The organism is Halomicrococcus pelagicus (genome assembly GCF_051917725.1).
In the GTDB taxonomy this organism is placed as follows: domain Archaea; phylum Halobacteriota; class Halobacteria; order Halobacteriales; family Haladaptataceae; genus Halomicrococcus.
The window spans coordinates 94461-114395 of record NZ_JBQBLX010000008.1; the positions used below are offsets into that span (position 1 = coordinate 94461).

Consider the following 19935-nt stretch of genomic DNA (forward strand, 5'->3'; position numbering starts at 1 on the left):
GCTGTCGGCGGACCCGCTCGTTTCGGCGAGTCTCCGAATCCTGCGAATCTCACGATGCGTAGGAGGCTTCCAGTAATGGACGGTTCGGACCGACGAATCGCACTGAGAATCGTGCGATTCGTACGATGTTCAAAGTTCGGAAGTGGTCGACGGGGTGAGGCCGGAGCCAGCACCAGCAGAGGAGGACGCCACGGACGACCGCAACCTCACGGTCTCGTTCGCGGTCGTTGACACGCAATATCTGCCAGACACAGTTGGGTTATATGCGTGCGGCTCCCACGCTCGGATGGATATCATGACCAGTGGTCGATTTATTCGGGGGCTCCCCCGAAACAACTCCCCTCTCCGATTCTGACGTACAGTTCCTCGACACGACCCTCCGCGACGGCGAACAGGCGCCCGGCGTTTCGCTGACGCCGGCGGAGAAGGCCGACATCGCCCGGAAGCTCGACACCGCCGGCGTCAGTGTCGTCGAGGCCGGCAGCGCGTGTACGGGCGCGGGCGAACGAGAGACGATTACCCGCGTCGCCGACCTCGGCCTCGACGCGACGGTGACCAGTTTCGCCCGCGGCGTCGAACGAGACGTCGACCTCGCCCTCGACTGCGGCGTCGACGGCGTCAACCTCGTCGTCCCAGCGAGCGACAGACACATCGAGGGCAAGGTCGGCACCACCCGCGACGAGGTCGTCGAGACCACCGTCGAACTCACCGAGTACGCCAAAGACCACGGTCTCTGGCTGGAGGTACTCGGCGAGGACGGCTCGCGTGCCGACCTCGACTTCCTCGAGCGACTGATGGGTGCGGCCCTCGACGCCGGCGCCGACCGCATCTGCTACTGCGATACGGTCGGCCACGCGACGCCCGACCGCACCCTCGACGTCGTCTCCCGACTCGCCGCGCTCGGACCGACGAGCACCCACACCCACGACGACCTGGGACTCGCGGTCACGAACGCGCTCGCGAGCGTCGCGGCCGGGGCGGACCTCGTTCACGCGACCGTGAACGGCATCGGCGAGCGCGCGGGCAACGTCGCGCTCGAAGAGGTCGCGATAGCGCTCGCCCACGGCTACGACGTCGAGACGGTCGACACCGAACGACTCTACGACCTCGCACAGACGGTCGCGACGACGACCGGCGTCCCGCTCGCGCCGAACAAGGCCGTCGTCGGCGAGAACGCGTTCACGCACGAGTCGGGCATCCACACCGACGGCACGCTCAAAGACGACGCGATGTACGAGCCGTACCCGCCGGAGACCGTGGGCCGAGAACGACGGCTGGTCCTCGGAAAGCACGCCGGGCGGGCCGGCGTGCGCGCCGCGCTCGACGAACACGGCGTCGACGTCGACGACGACGAACTCGGCGCCATCGTCGACCAGATAAAGGCGATCAGCGACAGAGGCAGACGGGTCACGGACACGGACCTGCTCGCCATCGCCGACGAGGTACGGGGCCGCGAGCGCGACCGGCGCGTCGAACTGCGGGACCTCACCGCCACGAGTGGCGGTACGACGCCGACCGCGAGCGTTCGCCTGGCCGTCGACGGGGACGAGCGCGTTGCCAGCGGGGTCGGGAGCGGCCCCGTCGACGCCGCCATCACCGCCACCAGGAAAGCGCTCGACATCGACGCGACGCTCGAATCCTACCACGTCGACGCCATCACCGGCGGAACGGACGCGCTCGTCACCGTCGCGGTCGAGGTGTCCCGCGGCGACCGGTCGGTGACCATGGACGCGAGCGACGCCGACATCACCCGTGCCAGCGTCGAGGCGATGCTCGACGCGTTCGATCGCCTGCTCGCGGACGACGCGACTCCGGCTACCGTCGCGTGAGCGCGCCCGACCTCGCAGGGGCCCGCCGCCCGCCAGCTCGGTGAGGCGGGGAGTCGCCGTCGAAGACGGTGACGACGGAGCTCCCGCCGGCCGTCACGAGCGATGAACGACACCGTAGTACCCTCCTACCACTTCGACGCACGTCTTGAAGAGGCCGATGAGAATCGGTCCGACGAACAACCCCATCGCTCCGAGGAGATACGTCCCGCCGACGACGCCGACGAAGATGACCGCCGAGTGCATCTCCGACTCCCGGTCGATTATCAGCGCTCGGAGGTAGTCGTCCGTGACGGCGACGGACGTCATCCCCCAGACGACGACGAACGCCGCGGACAGCACCTGGCCGGTCGAGAAGAGGTAGACGACCGCACCGCCGAGAACCGGTGCGACGCCGATGACGGGGACGATAGCGAGAAACATCATCGCGAGGGTGAGGAGCGGGGCCTCGGGGACGCCGGTGAGGAACAGGCTGACGCCCGCGACGAGCCCCTGGACTATCGCGACGAGGACGTGGCCCTTGAGGACGGCCCAGACCATGTGGTTCACCGACGTGAACAGTTCGTCGCGCACGGCCGGTTCGAGTGGCGTCATCTCCCGCAGCCACCGGACGAACAGGTGGCCGTCCTTGAGGAGGTAGTAAAAGACGAACACCAGCAGCAGGAATCCGATGAAAGCGTGGAGCCCGGCGCTGAGAATGGTCGATGCGCGACCGCTCACGTAGTCCCCCAATCGTTCGACCCCCTGCTGAGCGTACGACTGAACGGGGACGGAGATGCCCGCGTATCGTCCGAGAAAGTTCTCCAGTTGCCGGAGTATCCTCGCCCGGGAGACGCCCTCCAGGAGAGCGGTTCCTTGCTCCAGTGCCGCGTTCACGCCGAGCGCCAGGGGAACGACGACGACGAGCACGACGAGGACGGAGAGCAGTCCCGCGGAGAGACGTGGTCCGATGCGGTCCTCGAGCCGTCGGTGGAGGGGAAAGCAGACGAACGCGAGGAGTCCGGTCGCGAGCAACCACGAGAGGAACGGTTGCACCAGGAGCCAGGTAATCACCGCCAGTACGGCCACCAGTATCCACGCGAACGCCGTTCGACCGTCCATACGCGAAGACGTACCCTCGAACGGACGAAGGCGTTGTGGGGGAGAGCCGAACGTGGTCGCCGTCTCTCCGAGGCGTTCGTCGGGAGGGAACTACCGCGTACCGAAGCCGAGGAGTCCCGGATAGTCCGCGATGAGGCCGTCGACGCCGGCCGCCGCGAGCCGCTCGGCCTGGAACCACGTGCCGAGCGTGTAGACGTTCACGTCTCGCCCCTCCTCGTGAGCGACCGCGAGGAGGTCGACGTCCGCCCAGTCGGAGCCCTCCGTGTAGTAGGAGTCGGCGTAGAACGGCGTGTCCTGGATCATGTTGTACGGCGGGTGGACCGCCTCGGCGTCGTACGTCCGGGCGATGTCGAGGCCGTCGGTGATGGAGTCCCAGAGCAGCGGCGCGACCGGAAGGGTAGACTGCTCGCGCACGGTGGCGAGGGCCGCCTCGTAGAACGACGACACGAGGACGTCGTTCTCGTAGTCGTCGACGATGGCGAGTACGTCCTCGGTGAACGGTCGCCAGACGTCTTTCTGCGCTTCGAGGGCCTCTCCGGACAGCTTCGACGCGAATTCGAGGTCGAACGAGCCGGGGTTCTTGAACTCGACGTTGACGCCGACGCTCGGCGGAATCGCGTCCAGCACGTCGGTCAGGAGGGGGACGGTCTCGCCGCTCCGGAGGACCTCGGCGCTCGTGACGACGTCGGTGGACGTCTCCCAGACGACGCCGCTCTCGTCGGTGAGCCCACGCTCCCCGCCGTCGCGCTCCGAGAGTCGGGAGTCGTGGAACACCACCACGTCGCCGTCGCCGGTGGGAACCACGTCGATTTCTATCATGTCCGCACCGCGCGTCGCCGCGTCGTCGCTACGTCCCCCTCGGGAAGCGGCGGCGACCGCGCCGACCGTGTTCTCCGGGTAGATGCCGGCGTACCCGCGGTGGGCGATGATCGCCGGACTCGCGTCGTCCCGGTCGTGGGTCGCCCCGCCGGACGTCTCCCGGGCGTCCGCGGTGCCGGCGTCGAACGTCGCGCCGACGGCCGCTGCACCTGCGCCGGCGACGAACGTCCGTCGCTTCATGCTGGCCGCGTCGGGAGTTTCGACTGGGTTCTGGGTTCCGTGACCGTTGTCATGTTCGGGCATTACGACTGATGCTGCTCTTCGCACCGACTAATGCCTTTGTATTTTCTATATATTTAATTAAAATATGCAAATACGTCCTATATACATCGACGTACGAGGGAGCGGGCTACGTTGCTCTCCGGAGCAGTTCGGACGCGGCGGATACGGGGTAGGACGGTTCGTTCGTCGAGAATCGACACTAACGTTAAGTCATGCCATGTCATGGTCGTATCTGTACCTGCATGGCCAAGATAGAACAGTACGCGGCGGTCGGTCTCTCGCCGACCGTCTGGGGCGCGACGGAGCGCAGCGACATCCAGAAGAACCTCGACCACATCCACGACAACCTCAAGGCGGCGACCTGGCTCAGCAGCCTGGAACTGCCGGTGAAGCTCGCGGTCGTCCCCGAGGGCGCGCTGCAGGGGTTTACCGACGAGGTCTTCGACATGGACCACGCGACGTACGCGGACGAGATCGCCATCGACGTCCCCGGCGACGAGACGGACACGCTCTGTGAGTACGCGAAGGAGTTCGAGACGTACATCGTCGCGTCGGCGAAGGAGCGAGCGGGCTCGAAGTTCCCGAACAAGTTCTTCAACACGGCGTTCGTCATCAGTCCCGACGACGGGCTCGTCATGAAGCACCGGAAGGTGACGCCGCTGTTGCCCGTCGAGCGGTCGGTGAGTCCGCACGACGTGTGGGACGCGTGGGTCGACGAACACGGGGACGACCTCGACGCGTTCTTCCCGGTCGCGGACACCGACATCGGCCGCATCGGCATCTCGCTGGCAATCGAGGGTGCCTACCCCGAGTACGTCCGCGGTCTCGCGATGAACGGCGCGGAGATAGTCTGTCGCATCTCCTGTCCGGAACCGCTCGTGGCCAACGACGGGTGGCGCGTCCAGAACCGCGCCCGCGCACTCGACAACACCGCCTACGTCGTCGCTCCGAACCTCGGCACCTACTATCTGACGCCGGACGAGGAGACGCCCGTCGACACGTTCGGCGGCGGGTCGATGGTCGTCGACTATCGGGGCGACGTCGTCGCGGAACACGACTACGGCGCCGGCTCCTCGTACGTCGGTGCGCCGATAGACGTCGAGGGCCTCCGCGAGTACCGAACGAGTTCGCCGCTCACGAACTGGCTGAAAGACCTCCGCACCGAACTCTGTCAGGTCGTGTACGACCGTGAGCTCTACCCGAAGAACCGGTATCTCGACGAGCAGCCGCCGCACCACGACGAGTACGCCGAGGAGGTGACGCAGGCGCGCATCGACGAGATGGTCGACCGGGACATCTGGGTGCCGCCGTACCACGAGCGCGAAGACGAGTCGTCCGAGTAGTCCAGGTCCCGCTCTCCCGGCAGGGGTCGGTGAAATCCAGCTCCTCGCCCGTGGAACCCAGGAGGAGAATGGACGGCGCTCCCGCTACGAGCTTCGCGGCGTAGACGGGGTGAATCCTCGGCAGACGTGCGTGGAGACGTCCTTCGAGAAACGCGTCCCGCGTTTCGGCGGGAAACGGTCAGGACAGGCGACGCCAGCTCCACTCGGGGTCCCAGTCGAACAGCTCCTCAGCCTTCGCGGTGTCGACAAGCGGCGCGTACTCGTGCGCTTCGAGACTGCCGCGAATCTCGACGTCCGGGAAGACCTCCGCGGCGATCTCCCGGCTGGAGGTCTCGGCGCTCGTGTCGGGTGCCGACACCCAGACGCGCTCGTGTCCGTCGAAGTCGGCCTCGACGGTCCGGCGCACCAGGTCGACCGCGTCCGACGCGTGGACGTAGGTGAACAGCGTGTTGCGCTGGGTGTGGAAGTGGGCCGACTCGCGCATCCCCGCCAGGGTACGGTCGGCCTCGACGAACGTCTCGCGGGCCAGGTCGTCGTCGACGACCCACGGAAACCGCAGGGAGGTGATGGTCCGCGGTCGGTCGTCGGTGCGACGGGCGAACCCGTCCGCGGCGACTTCGAGCGTCTGCTTCCCCACTCCGTAGGGGTTCGACGGCGTGAGGCGGTGGTCCTCGTCGACGGGCAGGTAGTCCACGGTGACGGTCTCGGGCTCGAATCCGCCGCCGATGGCGCTGAAACTCGACGCCAGCGTCACGGTGTCGATTCCGAGCGCTCCCGCGGCCTCCAGCACGTGGTAGCTGGACATGACGTTGCTCTCGTAGGTCCGATGCCCCGGCGTCTCGTCCGGCGTCGGAATCATCCCGAGGTGTACGACCGCGTCGGCGTGGCTCTTCGCCAGCGAACCGTAGACCTCGCCCGCCTCCAGGAGGTCGGTCGTGAGGTAGACGTCGGCGCGTTCCTCCTCTCGCTTGCCCCGAGAGAGGTCGACGGTTCGGTAGCCTTCCTCGTTCAGGTGGGCGAGGACGCTCCGCCCGACGCGGCCGTTTCCTCCGGTGACGGCGACCGTCTCGGTCATGGTCCGTATGGCTCCTCACGGGCCTAAAGCACCCCGGCCCGCGCCCGTCAGAGCCCGACGACAGTACCGTCGCGCCGTAGAACGCGGTCAGCGCGACGACTGCTTCGAGACCGGCGTGCCAGGCTCCGCCGGTCCGCTCGAACTCGGGTCGGCCGAACGAAACGCAGGGTCCGCTCGACGCCGGAACTGTACTTCCCGTACAGTTGCCATCCCACGGGAGGAAATCTCCGTGACGGATTTCTCGAACATCCGATAGCGGATGAATGTAAGTCGCCGGGGCACCGAAGCTCACCGCCAGAGAGAGGCTCTACACCGCGTTCATGGATCTGCGTTGGGAAGGAACAGGAGATCGTCGCCGTTGTCCTTCGGCGTCCCAGTTTCGGGATTCGCTTTCGTCTCTATAACACGTCCGTTCGGGTACACGTCGAGGAGATCCTCCGTAACGACTATCGGCCCGTCGTACTCGTCGGTGATGATTCCTAGTTCTTCACGCAGGTCAGTAACTTCGTCACGACTCACGTGCGAGAGGACGAGCATTCCCGCGTCAGCTTTCCGGGCGTTCGTCCCGACTTCGTTCGGTGTTGAGTGAAGAGCCCGCTTCGGCGCGCACCTACTCATTTCTGATTCGGGCTTGAGTAAGCGATTCTGCACCAGTATGTCGGTCTCTGTCGCCAGTTCGGGGATGTTTCCGAGCTTCGAACTGTAGTCGCCCGTGAACGTGAACGACGTGCCCTCGTACGAGACACGATAGGCGAGTGACGGCATCGAACCGTGTTTGGTTGGGGCCGCGTCGACGGTGAGACCGTCGTCAGCGTACACGGTCTGAATCTTCCCGGGCGAATCGACTGGTGCGGTAATATCGTGTGCCTCGAGATTTACGTCCGTTCCGAGATACCGCCTGACGAACTCGCGGATGTAACTGTATGCGCCGTTCGTCTCGTCGAACATCCGAGAGACCCAGTCTTCTGTCCCTGGGCGGGCTTCGGCACCGGTCGGGCCATAGATTCCCCACGAACGGCTATTTCGACCCTGTTGATAGGCTGCTTTGAGAATCGCCGGAAAATCCGCCGAATGGTCGACGTGGAGGTGCGTGAACAGGACAAGATCGAGTTTCGTAATGTCGATTTCGGCTTCACTGATGGCCGACGCGGTTCCGCCGCCGGCATCCACGAGTATCTTCGGTTCGCCCTCGATGTGGACGATATAGCCGACCGATGACCGTCCGTTCTTCAATGCGGACGCACCCGAACCGAGGACGGTCACGTACACGTTCGCGTCATCCTGGGCGGCCGTAGTGGGGGACGGTTGCTGTTGCTGCGCCGAGCCTGTCCCACTGATGCCAACCGTCGTTAACCCCGTCGCTCCAGCGGCTTTGAGAAACGCTCGTCTTTCCGTTCCGAAATCAGCGGGGCTTTTCTCGGACATTGTAGCGAAATATTTTATTTTGGTCAGGATTAATGCCAGTGTAGAGTTTCTATCTGAGAATACTTCCAATAGATTTAAACCCAGGCCGTAGAACGACACTCTCTTCGCGCTGATGGCGTCGTGGGAGTGGCTGAGCAATCGAGAGACGATGACGGCGGTGTATCCCCTCCCCCACTGCGCTACTCGGTCGCTCCGCTCCCTGCGTTGCTCCGTGAGGAGGGGGAGGTAGCGTCTGCAGTTAAGCTACGGGGAGGCTCGGGGTTCGGCTCTGAGGCGGTTCATCCGGAGCCAGCGTCGCTTCCGGGCACTACCGGCGTTGACGGAAAAGACGACCGACGCTACCGTTCGCGAACGGTCATCGCAACCGGTTCGGTCGGTCTGAGCGTGATGACCGGGCGAACCGACAGATCGTCTATCTCCGGGTCGAGACGCCACCGGGAGGCGATCGTCGCCAGCACGACCTGTGCTTCGACGGTCGCGAATCGATGACCGAGACAGTGACGGGGGCCGCCGCCGAACGGGAAGTACGCGTACTCCGGTCGGTTGGCGTCGTCGAGCCAGCGGTCCGGACGAAACGTCTCGGGGTCGGTCCACCAGCGCTCGTCCCGGTGGGCGATCCACTGCGGCAGGAACACGGTCGAGTCCGCCGGTATCCGGTAGCCGTCGACGGTGACGTCCTCGACGGGTTCGCGGGCCGTCGCGTGCGTCGGCGGATACAGCCGCAACGCCTCCGAAACGACCGCTTCCGCGTACTCCAGTTCGGTGACGTCGGACAGCGTCGGAACCTGCTCGCCGAGTTTCGCATCGAGTTCCGCACGGAGTTTCCTGCCGACATCGGGCGAGGTTCCCACGAGATACAGCGCGTACGTCAGCGCCAGCGCCGTCGTGTCGTGGCCCGCCGCGAGTAGCGTCACCACTTCGTCGCGGACGGCCTCGTCCGACATGCGCTCGCCCCGCTCGTCTTCGGCGAGAAGCAGCGCCGACAGCAGGTCGTCCCGCGTTTCGGCCTCGTCTCGCCGTTCGTCGATCAGGTCGAAGACTATCTCGTCGATTCGTTTTCGGCCGCGCCTGAACCGCCAGTTCGCGGGCGTCGGCACCCATCCGGGAAGCCACATGTTGACGCCCTCGAACCGGGCCATCACCATCTCGAACGCCTCGCGAATCTCCGCCTCGCGGTCGCCGAGGTCGGTGCCGAACAGCGACCGCACCAGAATCGACAGCGTGATTCGTCGCATCTCCTCGTCGACGCGAATCGTCTCGCCCGGCGACCACGCCGTCGCCGCCGCGGCCGCCTGCTCGGCCATGATCTCCGCGTAGGTCGCGATCCGGTCGGGCCGGAACGCCGGTTGCATCCGGGTTCGCTGCCGACGCCAGTGTTCTCCGTCGCTGACCACCAGCCCGTCGCCGAACAGCGGCTTCAACCGTCCTTGCCCCATCTCCGCCTTGCGAAATCGGTCGTCCTCGGTCACGAGAACGCGCTCGATCTGCTCGGGGTGAGCTACCATGTACGACTCGATCGGCCCGACGTTCGTGTACACGACGTCGCCGTACTCGCGAGCACACGTCTCGATGAACGTCAACTGACCGCGGAGGAATCGGTGAAGATTCCCGATAACCGGTAGTCCGTCGGGGCCGGGCGGTCGTCGAATCCCCGCCTCCGGACCCCGTTGCCGTGCTTCCGTCGACATCGCTCCGTGTGGAACTACGGTGTTCGACGTCGATAAATTCCCCTGCTCGTTCCGCCAGGCTCGTCGTCGCTCAGAGGTCACAGGGGAGGTCCGAGACCGGAACGCTGTCCGCGAGCAGGTCGGCCGCACGGTCGTACGGCGACCGATGCGAGGCGTCGACGCCGGGTCGCGTTCGGTCGGTCGTCCGGAACACCGCGTCGAGAAACGCGGTTCGAGCGTTCTCGTTCTCGAAGAGACCGTGGAGGTACGTCCCCAGGATGCGGTCCGTCGCAGCGCTCTCTCCGCCGACGGGGCGCTCCACGGGCCGCGTGAGCGTCGACTGCCCCATGTGAATCTCGTACCCGCTGACTGTTCCGTCCGCATCCGCGAGCGGGCCCGCGCCGTCGAGCGTCCGCGTCACTCGCTCGACGCGCTTGTCGGTCGAGAACCGCGTTTCGACCGGGAGCAGACCGAACCCGTCCACGACCTCGTGGTCGGCGGTGCTCTCGACCGCTGCGTTCGTGATGCGCTCGCCGAGCATCTGGTAGCCGCCACATATCCCGACGACGGGACCGGTGAACTCGTGTAGTCGCTCGTCGAAGCCGGCGTCCCGGAGGGCGAGCAAGTCGTCGACGGTGTTCTTCGTTCCCGGAAGGACGACGGCGTCGACCCGGTCGCAGTCCGCTTCGAGCGGGAGATACGCGACGCGGACGCCGGGTTCGTTCGCCAGCGGTGTCAGGTCGGTGAAGTTCGAGATTCGGGGGAGTCGGGGGACGCCGACCGTCACCGACCGGTCCGGCGGGACGTCGTCGCCGGTGCCGACCGTCGCCGACTCGCCGGGCGAGGGGAGCGAGACGCTGTCCTCCTCGGGAAGGCCCGGGTCGTCGTACGGAATCACGCCGAGAACCGGAACGCCCGTTCTGTCCTCTATCTCGTCGATGCCGGACGCCAGGAGCGTCGGGTCGCCGCGGAACTTCGTGAGTATCGCGCCGAAGACGCGGTCGCGAACGTCGTCCGGCATCAGTTCCAGCGTCCCGTAGAGGCTGGCGAACGCACCCCCGCGTTCGACGTTCACGAGCAGGAGGACGGACGCGTCCGCGAACCGGGCCGTCTCGATATTTGCGAGGTCGCGGTGCCGGAGATTGATTTCGGCGATGCTTCCGGCCCCCTCCGCGACGACGACGTCGTAGCGGTCGGCCAGCCGTTCGTACGACTCGACGGCCGCCCGACGCGCCTCCTCCCAGTACGTCTCGTAGTAGGAGCCGGCGGGAACGTGGTCGACGGCTTCGCCCCGTATCACCAGTTGACTCTCCCCGTCACCGCGCGGTTTCAGCAGGACCGGGTTCATGTCCGTGTCCGCCGGCGTTTCGGCCGCTCGCGCCTGCACGTACTGTGAAACGCCGATCTCCCCCCAGCCGCCGTCGGTATCGGCGACCGCCCGCGCGTTGTTGCTCATGTTCTGGGCCTTGTACGGCGCGACCGTCACGCCGCGTCGCGCGAGCAGTCGGCACAGCCCCGCCGCGACGGTACTCTTCCCGGCGTGGCTTTCGGTCCCGGCGACGAGCACCGTCTCGGTCATCAGTACTCGGTGCCCTTGCGGGCGCGCTGGCCGGCGTCGATCGGGTGTTTCTCCTTCCGGACGTTCGTGACGAGGTCGGCGTGTTCGACGACGTACTCCGGCCGCTCGTGGCTACCGGTGAGGACGAGTTCGAGGTCGTCCGGTTTCGATTCGACGAGTTCGACGACCGTCTCGGGGGCGAGCAGCTCCCGGTCCACCGCGTAGAGGATTTCGTCCAGTATCAGCATGTGCACGCCCTCCTCGGGCGGGGCGTCGAGCGCCAGCGGCTCGTCGAGGGCCGCCCCTTCGGCCGCCCGCAGGAGCTCTCTGGTGCGCGCGAGACCGGCCTCCGCCTTCGCCGCGTGCTCGTCGTCGTCCGACCCGTCGAGGAACCCGTGCCAGCCGTAGTGGCCCGTGTTCTCGTAGCTGAAGCCGGGGAACTGTCCGATGGCGTTGTACTCCCCGCGAACGTCCTCGACGCTCGACGCTCCACCTTTCATGAACTGGAGCATGTGAACGCGGTAGCCGTGACCCGCAGCGCGAAACCCCATCCCCATCGCTGCAGTCGTCTTGCCCTTGCCGTCGCCCCACCAGACCTGGACCAGACCGAACTCCGCCGGTGCCGACGGTTCGACGGCCCTGGCCTCCGGTGGTCTTTCCGCCCGTTCTCCGCGGTCGGTATCGTCGGAACTGTCGTGTGACATCGTTAAAGTGTGTGTGTGGTGGTCGTAGGTGCCGCTCTCGACGACGGGGCAGCGACTGGAGTCGACGGCGACTCTCGTGAACGCTGCCCCCGACCGCCGGTTCTCGGCGACCCTCGTCGTGAGCTCTCGCGTCGACTCCTCCTCTCCTGTGATTAGTGCAACCAGGCTTTAGTCGTTCGGTGCAGTCCTCCCGGCGGCGAAGAAGGAGCCTCCCCCGGACGATTTTCCGCGCTCCCGAATCGGGGGACCACGCCGGCGGCGGCCGTCACGAGTAGCTCACAGCGAAAGAAGGGGAAGTCGACGTGGGGCTACCCTGTCACGGTTCGGACGAGCGACAGGACGCGGTACAGGAGCGTGTCGTCCTCGTAGTGGCGCCACCCCGTGAACCCGCCGGAGAGCGTCGCCGCCTCGTAGTCCCGCTCCTGGAGATGATTCGTGGCCTTGCGCGCGACGACGCCAGCCTTGCAGACCGTCACGACCCGTTCGTCCTCCGGAACTCGGTCGAGGTGAGCGTCGAGCGCCTCCGTCTCGCCCTTCCGAAGGTCGTCGTACACCGGTGCGTTGTAGCTCCCGTCGATGTGTCGCTCGCGGTAGTCGTCCGATGGACGAACGTCGAGGACGAAGACGTCGTCGCGCGATAGCCTCTCGTCGAGTTCCGACGGACCAATCTTGCTCATTGGACCCAATATCGCACTGGAGGCGTTAGTACCTTCTCGTTCGGTCCACGGTCGAGGCTCGTAGCGGACACCCGCGTCTCCAGGCGTCGAGAGCGGAGGGCGGGGCAATCGGTAACCGTTCAAACCGTTCACGAACGAAAACGATTACCGGGGTCTAATACCAACTCCCTCCTGTACAGAAACGCGTCTGGCCATCTACTGTGTCTGTCACCCGACTTCCGTCGGAACGCCAGATGCGGACGTGGTGGGTCTGATGCCTGCCCCGCCACGTCCAGACGGTCTCTCGGACCTCGAATCCACACCGGTGGAGAGCGACCGTATTCCCGGCCGAGTACGTCCTGAAACCTTCCACTATCGTTTTATCTGCGCAAGGCCTTCTTTCCACCATGCGACTGCTCGAATCGACGACTAACTTCCCGGAGGTCGGCGCGAAAGACCAGTACCTGGCCTGTGCTCACTGTGAGAACCTGGTCGACATCGCCGCGACGCACCCGATACTCCTCAGGGTCGTGTACGACGACCTGGAGGACGGCGTAACGGAGACGATGCACTTCTGCTCCGGCGACTGCCGTACGCACTGGAAACGCGAGTCCGGCGTCGACGTCGACGACTGACGGGACGGACGACGGCTACTCGTGCGCGGACCCCACGTCAGCGGCGGCCGACTATTCTTTCGACGGCGAACTCAGGGTTCGAACGTCTCCGTGCGCCGGTCGGTTCGTACGCCGTGTTCCGCCGCCTCGACCGACTCGGGAGGGTCCGTGGCCGCGTACCGCGACCGGAGACTCTCCTGTACGGCGTCGCGCACGCTCGCTCTGGCCGCCGCACCGATGGGCGTCCCGCTCCCGGCGAAGGTCGCCGCCTCGCCGTCCGGGTCGGACGCGACGATCACGGCGTCCGTGGTCGTGCCGGGAAATCCGGTCTCGGCCAGCATCGTCGCGGTCTTCGCCTCGACGGCGACCGACAGGAGCGTCGCGAGACTCCCGTCGTCTACGGCACGGGACGTGCCGAGGATCACGTTCACCGTGCCCGGGGTCCACCCGCTGGACTCGGTCGAGGGACCGTCGTCGTCCCCGCTCGTCGAAAGCGCCGCAGGGTTCGAGATGCCCGCGGTGACGACGGCCTCGACCGCATCGCATCGCGCCCCGCAGGCGTGGCGCAAGTCGACGCCCGTGAGCAAGGTCGGGCCGGCGCGTTCGAACCCCGCCCCTCGGCGTCGCTCCCCGATGTAGGCGTCGAGGTCCGTCCGTTCGAATCCCTCCGGCACCGAGACGTTGTAGGCCGCGTCGGCGTCGACGTATCCGCCGCCCCACCCGCTGCTCAACCACCGGGTTCCGCCCCGACTGGCCTGCAACACCCCGTTTCGGACGGTGAACTCAAACATCTTCGAGGACGTCGAGCAGTCGGTCGTTCTCCGCCGGGAGCCGAACCGCCACGCGAACGTGCGAGTCGAGGCCGCGGAACGTCGTCGCGTCGCGGACGGCGACGCCGCGCTCGCGGGCGCGTCGCACGACCGCCTCGACGTCTCGCTCGCCCACGTCGAGCAGCAGGAACGGAGCGTCGGAGCGACGGACGTCGAACCGGTCGGCGAGCGACGCTCGCATCCGGGCGCGCTCGTCCCGGACGCGCTTCCGCGTCTCCGCGACGAACTCGGTGGCGTCCATGCAGTGGACGCCGACGTCGGCCGCGGGCGTGCCGAGCGTCCACGCCCGTCGGGCGATTTCGAGACGCTCCCTGGCGGAACCGGTCGCGACCGCGAAGCCGGCGCGCAGTCCGGGAAGGCCGAACAGCTTCGTCAGCGAACGGGCCGCGACGACGCCCGGACGGCCGGCCAGCGAGTCCCGGTCGGTGAAGCCGAGGAACGCCTCGTCGACGAGCAACGGCGTGTCTGCCGCCCGACAGCGGTCCGCGTACGCCCGCAGTCGGTCACCGTCGTAGGCGTCGCCCGTCGGGTTGTTCGGGTTACAGACGACGACGAGCGCGTAGTCGGCCGGGTCCGTTTCGAGGACGCGGTCGTAGGGAACGTACTCCGCGTCGGCGCCCTGGAGGCGCACCTCGCGGGCGTACTCGCCGAAGCTGGGGTACGGAACGAGCACCGAATCGCCCGCGGAGACGGTCGTCTCGATGGTCAACCGGATAGCCGCGAGGCCGCCCGGAGTCGGGACGACCTGGTAAGGCGAACAGTCGACGTACGCGGCCGCCGCGCGACGGTACGCCGGGTAGTCGTCCGGCGGATACGTCCGCGACCGCTCCAGCGCGTCCCGATACGCGTCCTCGACGCCGTCGGGCGTCCGTGGGTTGGTGTTCGCGCTGAAGTCGAGCAGCGCCGGGTCGTCGGTGCTCCCGTGCGGAACGCGCTCCGCGCCGTCGACGGCGTCGGGGTTCACGGTCGTCCCCCTCCGGCGTCTCGCGCGAACGCCTCCGCGACCGCGGCGTCGGACTGTCGGTTCACGTTGACGGCGAGGCGGGCGTCGTAGGTAACGTGTGTGGTTTCCGCGTCCGATTCGCCGACGACGTTGACTCCCGTCGGGGCGAGTTCCCGCCCGCCGGCGGTGAACGTCGTGTCGGTACCGACGCCGAGTCGCCGCTTGAGCACGGCGGGAACGCACGTCGTCAGCGAGCCGTGGTCGTGGCGGGCGAGCGTCCGGTCGACGACCGCCCCGTCGAGCAGCGGGAGGTCCGAGACGACCGTCAGGACGGGCGGGTCGACACGTTCGAGCGCGTACCCGAGGTCGTCGACGTAGCCGTCGCCCGGCGCGTCGACGACGGACACGGACGACGAGTCGAAGTGCCGGCGCGTCGCCGGCGTGTGCCCGGAGACGACGGCGTAGACGTCGTCGACGCGACTGTCGTCCAGCGCGGTTCGCACCCGGTCGACCATCGGCGTGCCGCCGACCTCGAACAGCGGTTTCTCGACGGGCGCGTCGAGCCGGGTCCCCTCGCCACCGCACATCAGGAGAGCGTCCACGCGACCACCCCCGCGTGCAGCGCGACGACGCGAGCGAGTTCGTTCGCGGCCCCGAAGACGTCGCCGCTGATGCCGTCGAGCCACGACCGGGCCCACCATCCAACGCCGAGAGCGGTGACCAGCCCGGCGCTCACCGAACCGGCACCGACGACCGCCGGCCGGGCGAGAGCGACCGCGGGCATCGCGAGGAGGAGCGCGACGGCGAATCCGCCGACAGTCTGGTCGAGGAGCGCCGCCCCGAGTCCGTCGTGGGCGGGCGACCCGAGCGCCGAGAGCGCTGCCATCCCGAGTTTCGCACCGACTTCCGCCGCGACGACGGCGGACAGGGCGGCGACGAGCGGAAGCCGGGCCAGGCCGAGGCCGGCCAGCGCGAGACCGGCGACGCCGAGACCGACGGCGAGGACCGCGCCGACGCCGACCGTCGTGTCCTTCATCACGGAACGACGCTTCTCGGCACCGTGGACCGCGGCCGCGTCGCCGAGGTCGGCGAGGCCGTCGACGTGGTTGACGCCCGTGACGCCGTACGTGACCCCGAGGAACAGGACGGCGCCGACCGACGCGGGGACCGGGAGGACGAACGGCACCGCGAGAAGCGCACCGATGACGTATCCGGCGAGCGGGAACGCCGCGGGCGTCCGTCGAAACGCCTCCCACGCACCCTGGTCCTGGCCGACCGGCAACCGACTCAGGAACCCGAGCGCGCCGCGGAGCGCGGTCAGAACCACGCGACCACCCCCGTCGCGGCGTACGCGAGCAGGCTGGCTCGACGAACGACGCACACGCCCCGCTCCACGTCCTCGACGGCGGGCAGCCGTGCGCGGGGGTTGAGCGTGTAGACCTCCGGCTTCTCGAAGCGCGTTCCGAGCGCGGCGGCGAGCGTCGCCATCGGCCAGCCGGAGTTCGGCGACGGCGGCTCGCTCGCCCAGGAGCGCACCGCTCCGAAACCGCCGGTCGCGGTTCCCGCGAGCGCGATGAGCACGGCGCTGGCTCTGGCCGGCACCCACATGACGACGTCGTCGAGGCGGGCGCTCGCCCAGCCCACGGGTTTCGAGCGATAGCCGAGCATGGAGTCCAGCGTGTTGACGGCCTTGACCCACGCGGCGGCGCCGGCGGCGACCGGGAGCGAGAACGGCGCACAGGCGGCGAACGCGAGCAGCGGCGCGACGAGGCCGTCGGCCAGGTTCTCGGAGAGACTCTCGGCGACCGCGCTCCGCACCTGGCCCGCCGAGAGGGTCGCGGCGTCGCGCCCCGCCAGCGCCCGGAGGTCGTCCCGGGCAGCGTCGAGGTCCGTCTCCGTCGCGCCGTTGACCTCGTCGGCCGTCTCGAGGAGCATCCGCATGCTCGTCGTCGAGAAGAGGACCGTCCCGGCGAGCGCGCTGCCGACGAACGGATGCACCGCCACCGCGCGCCACACCAGGAGTCCGGCGACGACCGCGGCGACCGCCGGAAACGCCAGCGCGACGAGGACGCTCGCCGCCCGGGGAGACGGCCAGTCGCGGTCGACCGTCGCCGTCGCCCTCCCGAACCAGACGACGGGGTGCAGTCGTCGCGGCGGCTCCCCGACGGCCCGGTCCAGCGCGAACGCGAGCGCGACCGCAGCCACCCCGGCGAGCGTCATTCTGCGTTCTCCAGGTGCGAGGGTACCGCCGTCAGCGGCACGTCCTCGAGCAGGATGCTCGTCGCACCCGCCGCGGTCGCTCCGCCGTCCGTGTCCGGGTCGTCGCCGACGTGACGGAGCTCCGACGGGGAGACGTTCAGTCGAGCGGCGACGCGTTCGAAGGCCCGCTCGTCGGGTTTCCGCCACCCGCAGTCGACGCTGCTGACGACCGCGTCGAAGGCGTCGGCGCGGAGCTCCGACCGCGAGAGGACGCGCGGGACGAGGCCCGGGACGCTGCAGTTCGAGAGCACGCCGACCGGTCCGCGTTCGGCGGCGGCACCGACCGCGGCGCGAGCCCCCCGCTTCATCCGGACGGGCGTCGCGAACGCGTCGAGGAGCGTCGCCCGTACCTCCGCCTCGGACGCCGCGACGCCGCGGCTGTCGAGCCCCGCGACGACGTGTTCGACCAGCGAGAGCTCCGCGCCGGACTCCGTCTCGACGTGTCGTTCGGCGTAGGCTCGCTCCCAGTCCGACGGGACGGGAACGTCCCGCGCAGCGAGTTCGGTCGCGACCGCTCGCGCGGGGTCGTCCGGCGGCGTCACCTCGACCAGCGTCCCGAAGAGATCGAACGAAACTGCCACTGGAACACCGTACGAAGGTGGGATATTTCAACCTCGGGGACCGCCACCACTCCGGACGGGTCTCCGGGAGTCGGACGTCGAGCCGACTGCCGTCGGTCCAGGAGACGCCCGACGGCGGTGCTACTCGCCCATCCCGAGTCGGTCGTAGAGGAACGTCCACTCGTCGACCTGCTCCGTGACGAGCGCAGCGGTCGACGTTCCGCCCCCGTGGCCGGCGTCGGTCTCGGTCCGGAGGAGGAACGGACCGCCGTCGGCCTCGGCTTGCAGCCGCGCGGTCATCTTCCGGGCGTGGCCGGGGTGAACGCGAGTGTCCCCGACCGCGGTGGTGAAGAGGACCGGCGGGTAGTCGACGCCCCGCTCGACGTTGTGGTACGGCGAGTACTCGCGGATGTACTCGAACGCCTCGGGGTCCTCGGGGTGGCCGTACTCGGTGGTCCAGGACTCCCCGAGCAGGAACCGGTGGAACCGCAGCATGTCCAGCAGCGGCACCGAACAGCGCGCGGCGGCCCAGAGGTCGGGGCGCTGGGTGACAACGGCACCGACCGACAGACCACCGTTGGAGCGGCCGGTGACCGCCAGCCGGTCGGGGTCCGCGTAGCCGACCGCGCGGAGATGCTCGGCGGCCGCGACGAAGTCGTCGAAGGTGTGTTGTTTCTCCGCCAGCATCCCGGCCTCGTGCCACGCCTCGCCGTACTCCTGCCCGCCGCGGGCACACACCTGGGCGTACACGCCGCCGTCCGCGAGGAAAGGGAGACGGAACCGGTCGAAGCTGGGCGGCCTGCTGGAGCGGAACCCGCCGTACCCGTGCAGTACCACCGGGTTGTCCCCGTCCCGTTCGACGTCCGCCCGGTGGCAGACGAACACGGGAACCTCTGCTTCGTCGGTCGAGTCGACGAACTCCTGGCGGACGACCAGCCCCTCGGGGACGTCGACGTCGGCCCGCACGAGTTCGCGACGGTCGCCGGTGGCCGGGTCCGCCCGAACGAGCGTCGGCGGTCGGTGGAACGACTCCACACGGTAGAGCACCGCTTCGGCGTCGTCGGCCCGCAGGTCCGACACCGACGCGTAGTCGGGCAGGTCGAGGTCGCGAACGTGGCCGCCGTCGCGGTCGTAGACGGCGAGCCGCGAGTGGGCGTCTTCGAGGTACTGCGCCACGACGTGCTCGGTCGTCACGGCGAACGACTGGAGGATTCCCGCACGCTCCGGCAGCACCGTCTCGCACTCGTCGAACGCGAGGTCCCCTTCGCGGAACCGCCCGAGCGAACAGGTGAGGAGGCGCTTGCGCGGGGCTTCGTGGTCGGTCTGGAGGAAGACGGTGTCGTCGTGGAACACCACGAACGTCTCGGCGTCGCCGTCCGCGACGACGGGGCGCAACGCCCCGTCGACCTCGACGTACCAGTCGATGCCGCCGCCGACCGCCGAGAAGCCGACCGCCAGCGTCCCGGACGCCCGGTCGGTCCTGACCGTCGGCCAGACGTGCTGGTCGTCGTGTTCGAGCAGCGTCTCCTCGCTCCCGTCGAACCGCCAGTGGCGCAGTTCCGTCTCCATCTGGGCGCCCGCATCCGCGCCGCCGGTGGCGACGTAGTAGAACCCTTCGCCGTCGGCGTCCCACGCGAGCATTCCGGGACTCACGGCGTCGAACCCGATCAGTCCGAGATGCACGCGGCCCCGGTCTTCCAGCACGGCCACCGTCTCGGCGTCGGGCACGGTCGCGACGTGGACGTCGACGTGTTCGTCGCCGCCCTCGGTGACACCGTAGGCGACGTGCTCGCCGTCGGGAGCCGGCAGAAACCAGCTCATCGACCGCGTCGGCGCGTCCTCGTCGTCGTTGGCCGGCCACGCGTTGGGGTCGACCAGGACGGTTCCGTCCCCGTCCGGCGACTCCCGAACGAGCAGTCGACCGTGGTCGTCGTCGGGCGCCTCCACGGTCTGGAAGTACCGGCCGTTCTCCGCCTTGACCGCCCCGTACTCCGTGACCTCGGCCAGCTCCTCCATCTCCGGGCGCAACTGCTCGCGAGTAGCGGTGTCGAGGTGTACGTCGGCGTAGTCGTTCTGTGCGTCGGTCCACTCCCGCACCGCCTCGCCGTCGCCCTCCAGCCAGCGGTAGGGGTCCGGAATCTCGGTTCCGTGGAGGGTCTCGGTGACGACCTCGCGTCGCGTCGGCGGCGGTTCGGGTGACTCTTCGAGGCTCGACATGACGTCGAAGGGATAGTTCCGCCCTCTATCTGAAAAGCGTAGGGGGTCGTGGCGAC

The 19935-nt window shown here is 68.0% G+C and carries 18 protein-coding genes; 3 read left to right on the plus strand and 15 right to left on the minus strand.

The window, feature by feature from the left end; translation table 11 throughout:
* The first annotated feature begins 302 nt into the window (after positions 1 to 302).
* Positions 303 to 1829 (plus strand): (R)-citramalate synthase, encoded by a 1527-nt coding sequence (locus ACTF4R_RS19775; protein ID WP_440010128.1) that lies wholly within the window; start codon positions 303 to 305, stop codon positions 1827 to 1829.
* 93 nt (positions 1830 to 1922) lie between these two features.
* Here ACTF4R_RS19775 and ACTF4R_RS19780 read toward each other — a convergent pair whose 3' ends face one another.
* On the minus strand, positions 1923 to 2927 hold the full coding sequence (locus tag ACTF4R_RS19780) for an AI-2E family transporter (protein WP_440010130.1): 1005 nt from the start codon (positions 2925 to 2927) through the stop codon (positions 1923 to 1925).
* Positions 2928 to 3017: 90 nt separating this feature from the next.
* Complete coding sequence (locus tag ACTF4R_RS19785) at positions 3018 to 3986, minus strand: glycerophosphodiester phosphodiesterase (RefSeq protein WP_440010222.1); 969 nt, start codon at positions 3984 to 3986, stop codon at positions 3018 to 3020.
* Between the two features lie 284 nt (positions 3987 to 4270).
* On the opposite strand from ACTF4R_RS19785, the gene ACTF4R_RS19790 reads away from it, so the two are divergent.
* Positions 4271 to 5371, plus strand: coding sequence for a nitrilase-related carbon-nitrogen hydrolase (locus tag ACTF4R_RS19790; RefSeq protein WP_440010133.1), 1101 nt, complete (start codon positions 4271 to 4273; stop codon positions 5369 to 5371).
* 178 nt (positions 5372 to 5549) lie between these two features.
* Here the strand turns inward: ACTF4R_RS19790 and ACTF4R_RS19795 are convergent, their stop codons facing one another.
* The 6 genes from ACTF4R_RS19795 to ACTF4R_RS19820 form a co-directional block, all read right to left on the minus strand.
* Positions 5550 to 6446, minus strand: a complete 897-nt coding sequence (locus tag ACTF4R_RS19795; RefSeq protein ID WP_440010134.1) for an NAD-dependent epimerase/dehydratase family protein — start codon at positions 6444 to 6446, stop codon at positions 5550 to 5552.
* Positions 6447 to 6764: 318 nt separating this feature from the next.
* Complete coding sequence (locus ACTF4R_RS19800) at positions 6765 to 7871, minus strand: MBL fold metallo-hydrolase (protein WP_440010136.1); 1107 nt, start codon at positions 7869 to 7871, stop codon at positions 6765 to 6767.
* 338 nt (positions 7872 to 8209) lie between these two features.
* Entirely contained in the window at positions 8210 to 9559 is a 1350-nt protein-coding gene (locus tag ACTF4R_RS19805; protein ID WP_440010138.1) for a cytochrome P450, read from the minus strand.
* Positions 9560 to 9629: 70 nt separating this feature from the next.
* Complete coding sequence (locus tag ACTF4R_RS19810) at positions 9630 to 11117, minus strand: cobyric acid synthase (RefSeq protein WP_440010141.1); 1488 nt, start codon at positions 11115 to 11117, stop codon at positions 9630 to 9632.
* A complete protein-coding gene (locus ACTF4R_RS19815) occupies positions 11117 to 11800 on the minus strand; it encodes a cob(I)yrinic acid a,c-diamide adenosyltransferase (RefSeq protein ID WP_440010144.1) in 684 nt (227 codons plus the stop codon). Before ACTF4R_RS19815 ends, ACTF4R_RS19810 begins: the two co-directional genes overlap by 1 nt.
* Before the next feature lie 308 nt (positions 11801 to 12108).
* A complete protein-coding gene (locus ACTF4R_RS19820; RefSeq protein ID WP_440010146.1) occupies positions 12109 to 12477 on the minus strand; it encodes a rhodanese-like domain-containing protein in 369 nt (122 codons plus the stop codon).
* A gap of 386 nt (positions 12478 to 12863) precedes the next feature.
* Between ACTF4R_RS19820 and ACTF4R_RS19825 the strand changes: the two genes are divergently transcribed.
* Complete coding sequence (locus ACTF4R_RS19825) at positions 12864 to 13091, plus strand: DUF7576 family protein (protein WP_440010148.1); 228 nt, start codon at positions 12864 to 12866, stop codon at positions 13089 to 13091.
* A gap of 71 nt (positions 13092 to 13162) precedes the next feature.
* Here the strand turns inward: ACTF4R_RS19825 and ACTF4R_RS19830 are convergent, their stop codons facing one another.
* The 7 genes from ACTF4R_RS19830 to ACTF4R_RS19860 form a co-directional block, all read right to left on the minus strand.
* Positions 13163 to 13861: an adenosylcobinamide amidohydrolase gene (locus ACTF4R_RS19830; protein WP_440010151.1), complete on the minus strand. Its 699-nt coding sequence runs from the start codon at positions 13859 to 13861 to the stop codon at positions 13163 to 13165.
* Positions 13854 to 14864, minus strand: coding sequence for an aminotransferase class I/II-fold pyridoxal phosphate-dependent enzyme (locus tag ACTF4R_RS19835; RefSeq protein WP_440010153.1), 1011 nt, complete (start codon positions 14862 to 14864; stop codon positions 13854 to 13856). Before ACTF4R_RS19835 ends, ACTF4R_RS19830 begins: the two co-directional genes overlap by 8 nt.
* A complete protein-coding gene (locus ACTF4R_RS19840; RefSeq protein ID WP_440010224.1) occupies positions 14861 to 15430 on the minus strand; it encodes an NTP transferase domain-containing protein in 570 nt (189 codons plus the stop codon). Before ACTF4R_RS19840 ends, ACTF4R_RS19835 begins: the two co-directional genes overlap by 4 nt.
* Positions 15430 to 16170 (minus strand): adenosylcobinamide-GDP ribazoletransferase, encoded by a 741-nt coding sequence (gene cobS / locus ACTF4R_RS19845; RefSeq protein ID WP_440010156.1) that lies wholly within the window; start codon positions 16168 to 16170, stop codon positions 15430 to 15432. Before cobS ends, ACTF4R_RS19840 begins: the two co-directional genes overlap by 1 nt.
* Entirely contained in the window at positions 16161 to 17063 is a 903-nt protein-coding gene (cbiB, locus tag ACTF4R_RS19850) for an adenosylcobinamide-phosphate synthase CbiB (protein ID WP_440010158.1), read from the minus strand. Before cbiB ends, cobS begins: the two co-directional genes overlap by 10 nt.
* Positions 17060 to 17683: an HAD family hydrolase gene (locus ACTF4R_RS19855; RefSeq protein ID WP_440010161.1), complete on the minus strand. Its 624-nt coding sequence runs from the start codon at positions 17681 to 17683 to the stop codon at positions 17060 to 17062. The genes cbiB and ACTF4R_RS19855 overlap by 4 nt, the downstream gene beginning before the upstream one ends.
* Before the next feature lie 120 nt (positions 17684 to 17803).
* Positions 17804 to 19879, minus strand: a complete 2076-nt coding sequence (locus tag ACTF4R_RS19860; protein WP_440010163.1) for a prolyl oligopeptidase family serine peptidase — start codon at positions 19877 to 19879, stop codon at positions 17804 to 17806.
* Between the last annotated feature and the right edge of the window lie 56 nt (positions 19880 to 19935).

What these genes read in the sequence shown, in the direction of transcription:
- ACTF4R_RS19780 (WP_440010130.1), bottom strand. Translation starts at nt 2,927, where the DNA reads ATGGACGGTCGAACGGCGTTCGCGTGGATACTGGTGGCCGTACTGGCG.
- ACTF4R_RS19785 (WP_440010222.1), bottom strand. Translation starts at nt 3,986, where the DNA reads ATGAAGCGACGGACGTTCGTCGCCGGCGCAGGTGCAGCGGCCGTCGGC.
- ACTF4R_RS19790 (WP_440010133.1), top strand. Translation starts at nt 4,271, where the DNA reads ATGGCCAAGATAGAACAGTACGCGGCGGTCGGTCTCTCGCCGACCGTC.
- ACTF4R_RS19795 (WP_440010134.1), bottom strand. Translation starts at nt 6,446, where the DNA reads ATGACCGAGACGGTCGCCGTCACCGGAGGAAACGGCCGCGTCGGGCGG.
- ACTF4R_RS19800 (WP_440010136.1), bottom strand. Translation starts at nt 7,871, where the DNA reads ATGTCCGAGAAAAGCCCCGCTGATTTCGGAACGGAAAGACGAGCGTTT.
- ACTF4R_RS19805 (WP_440010138.1), bottom strand. Translation starts at nt 9,559, where the DNA reads ATGTCGACGGAAGCACGGCAACGGGGTCCGGAGGCGGGGATTCGACGA.
- ACTF4R_RS19810 (WP_440010141.1), bottom strand. Translation starts at nt 11,117, where the DNA reads ATGACCGAGACGGTGCTCGTCGCCGGGACCGAAAGCCACGCCGGGAAG.
- ACTF4R_RS19815 (WP_440010144.1), bottom strand. Translation starts at nt 11,800, where the DNA reads ATGTCACACGACAGTTCCGACGATACCGACCGCGGAGAACGGGCGGAA.
- ACTF4R_RS19820 (WP_440010146.1), bottom strand. Translation starts at nt 12,477, where the DNA reads ATGAGCAAGATTGGTCCGTCGGAACTCGACGAGAGGCTATCGCGCGAC.
- ACTF4R_RS19825 (WP_440010148.1), top strand. Translation starts at nt 12,864, where the DNA reads ATGCGACTGCTCGAATCGACGACTAACTTCCCGGAGGTCGGCGCGAAA.
- ACTF4R_RS19830 (WP_440010151.1), bottom strand. Translation starts at nt 13,861, where the DNA reads ATGTTTGAGTTCACCGTCCGAAACGGGGTGTTGCAGGCCAGTCGGGGC.
- ACTF4R_RS19840 (WP_440010224.1), bottom strand. Translation starts at nt 15,430, where the DNA reads ATGTGCGGTGGCGAGGGGACCCGGCTCGACGCGCCCGTCGAGAAACCG.
- cbiB (WP_440010158.1), bottom strand. Translation starts at nt 17,063, where the DNA reads ATGACGCTCGCCGGGGTGGCTGCGGTCGCGCTCGCGTTCGCGCTGGAC.
- ACTF4R_RS19860 (WP_440010163.1), bottom strand. Translation starts at nt 19,879, where the DNA reads ATGTCGAGCCTCGAAGAGTCACCCGAACCGCCGCCGACGCGACGCGAG.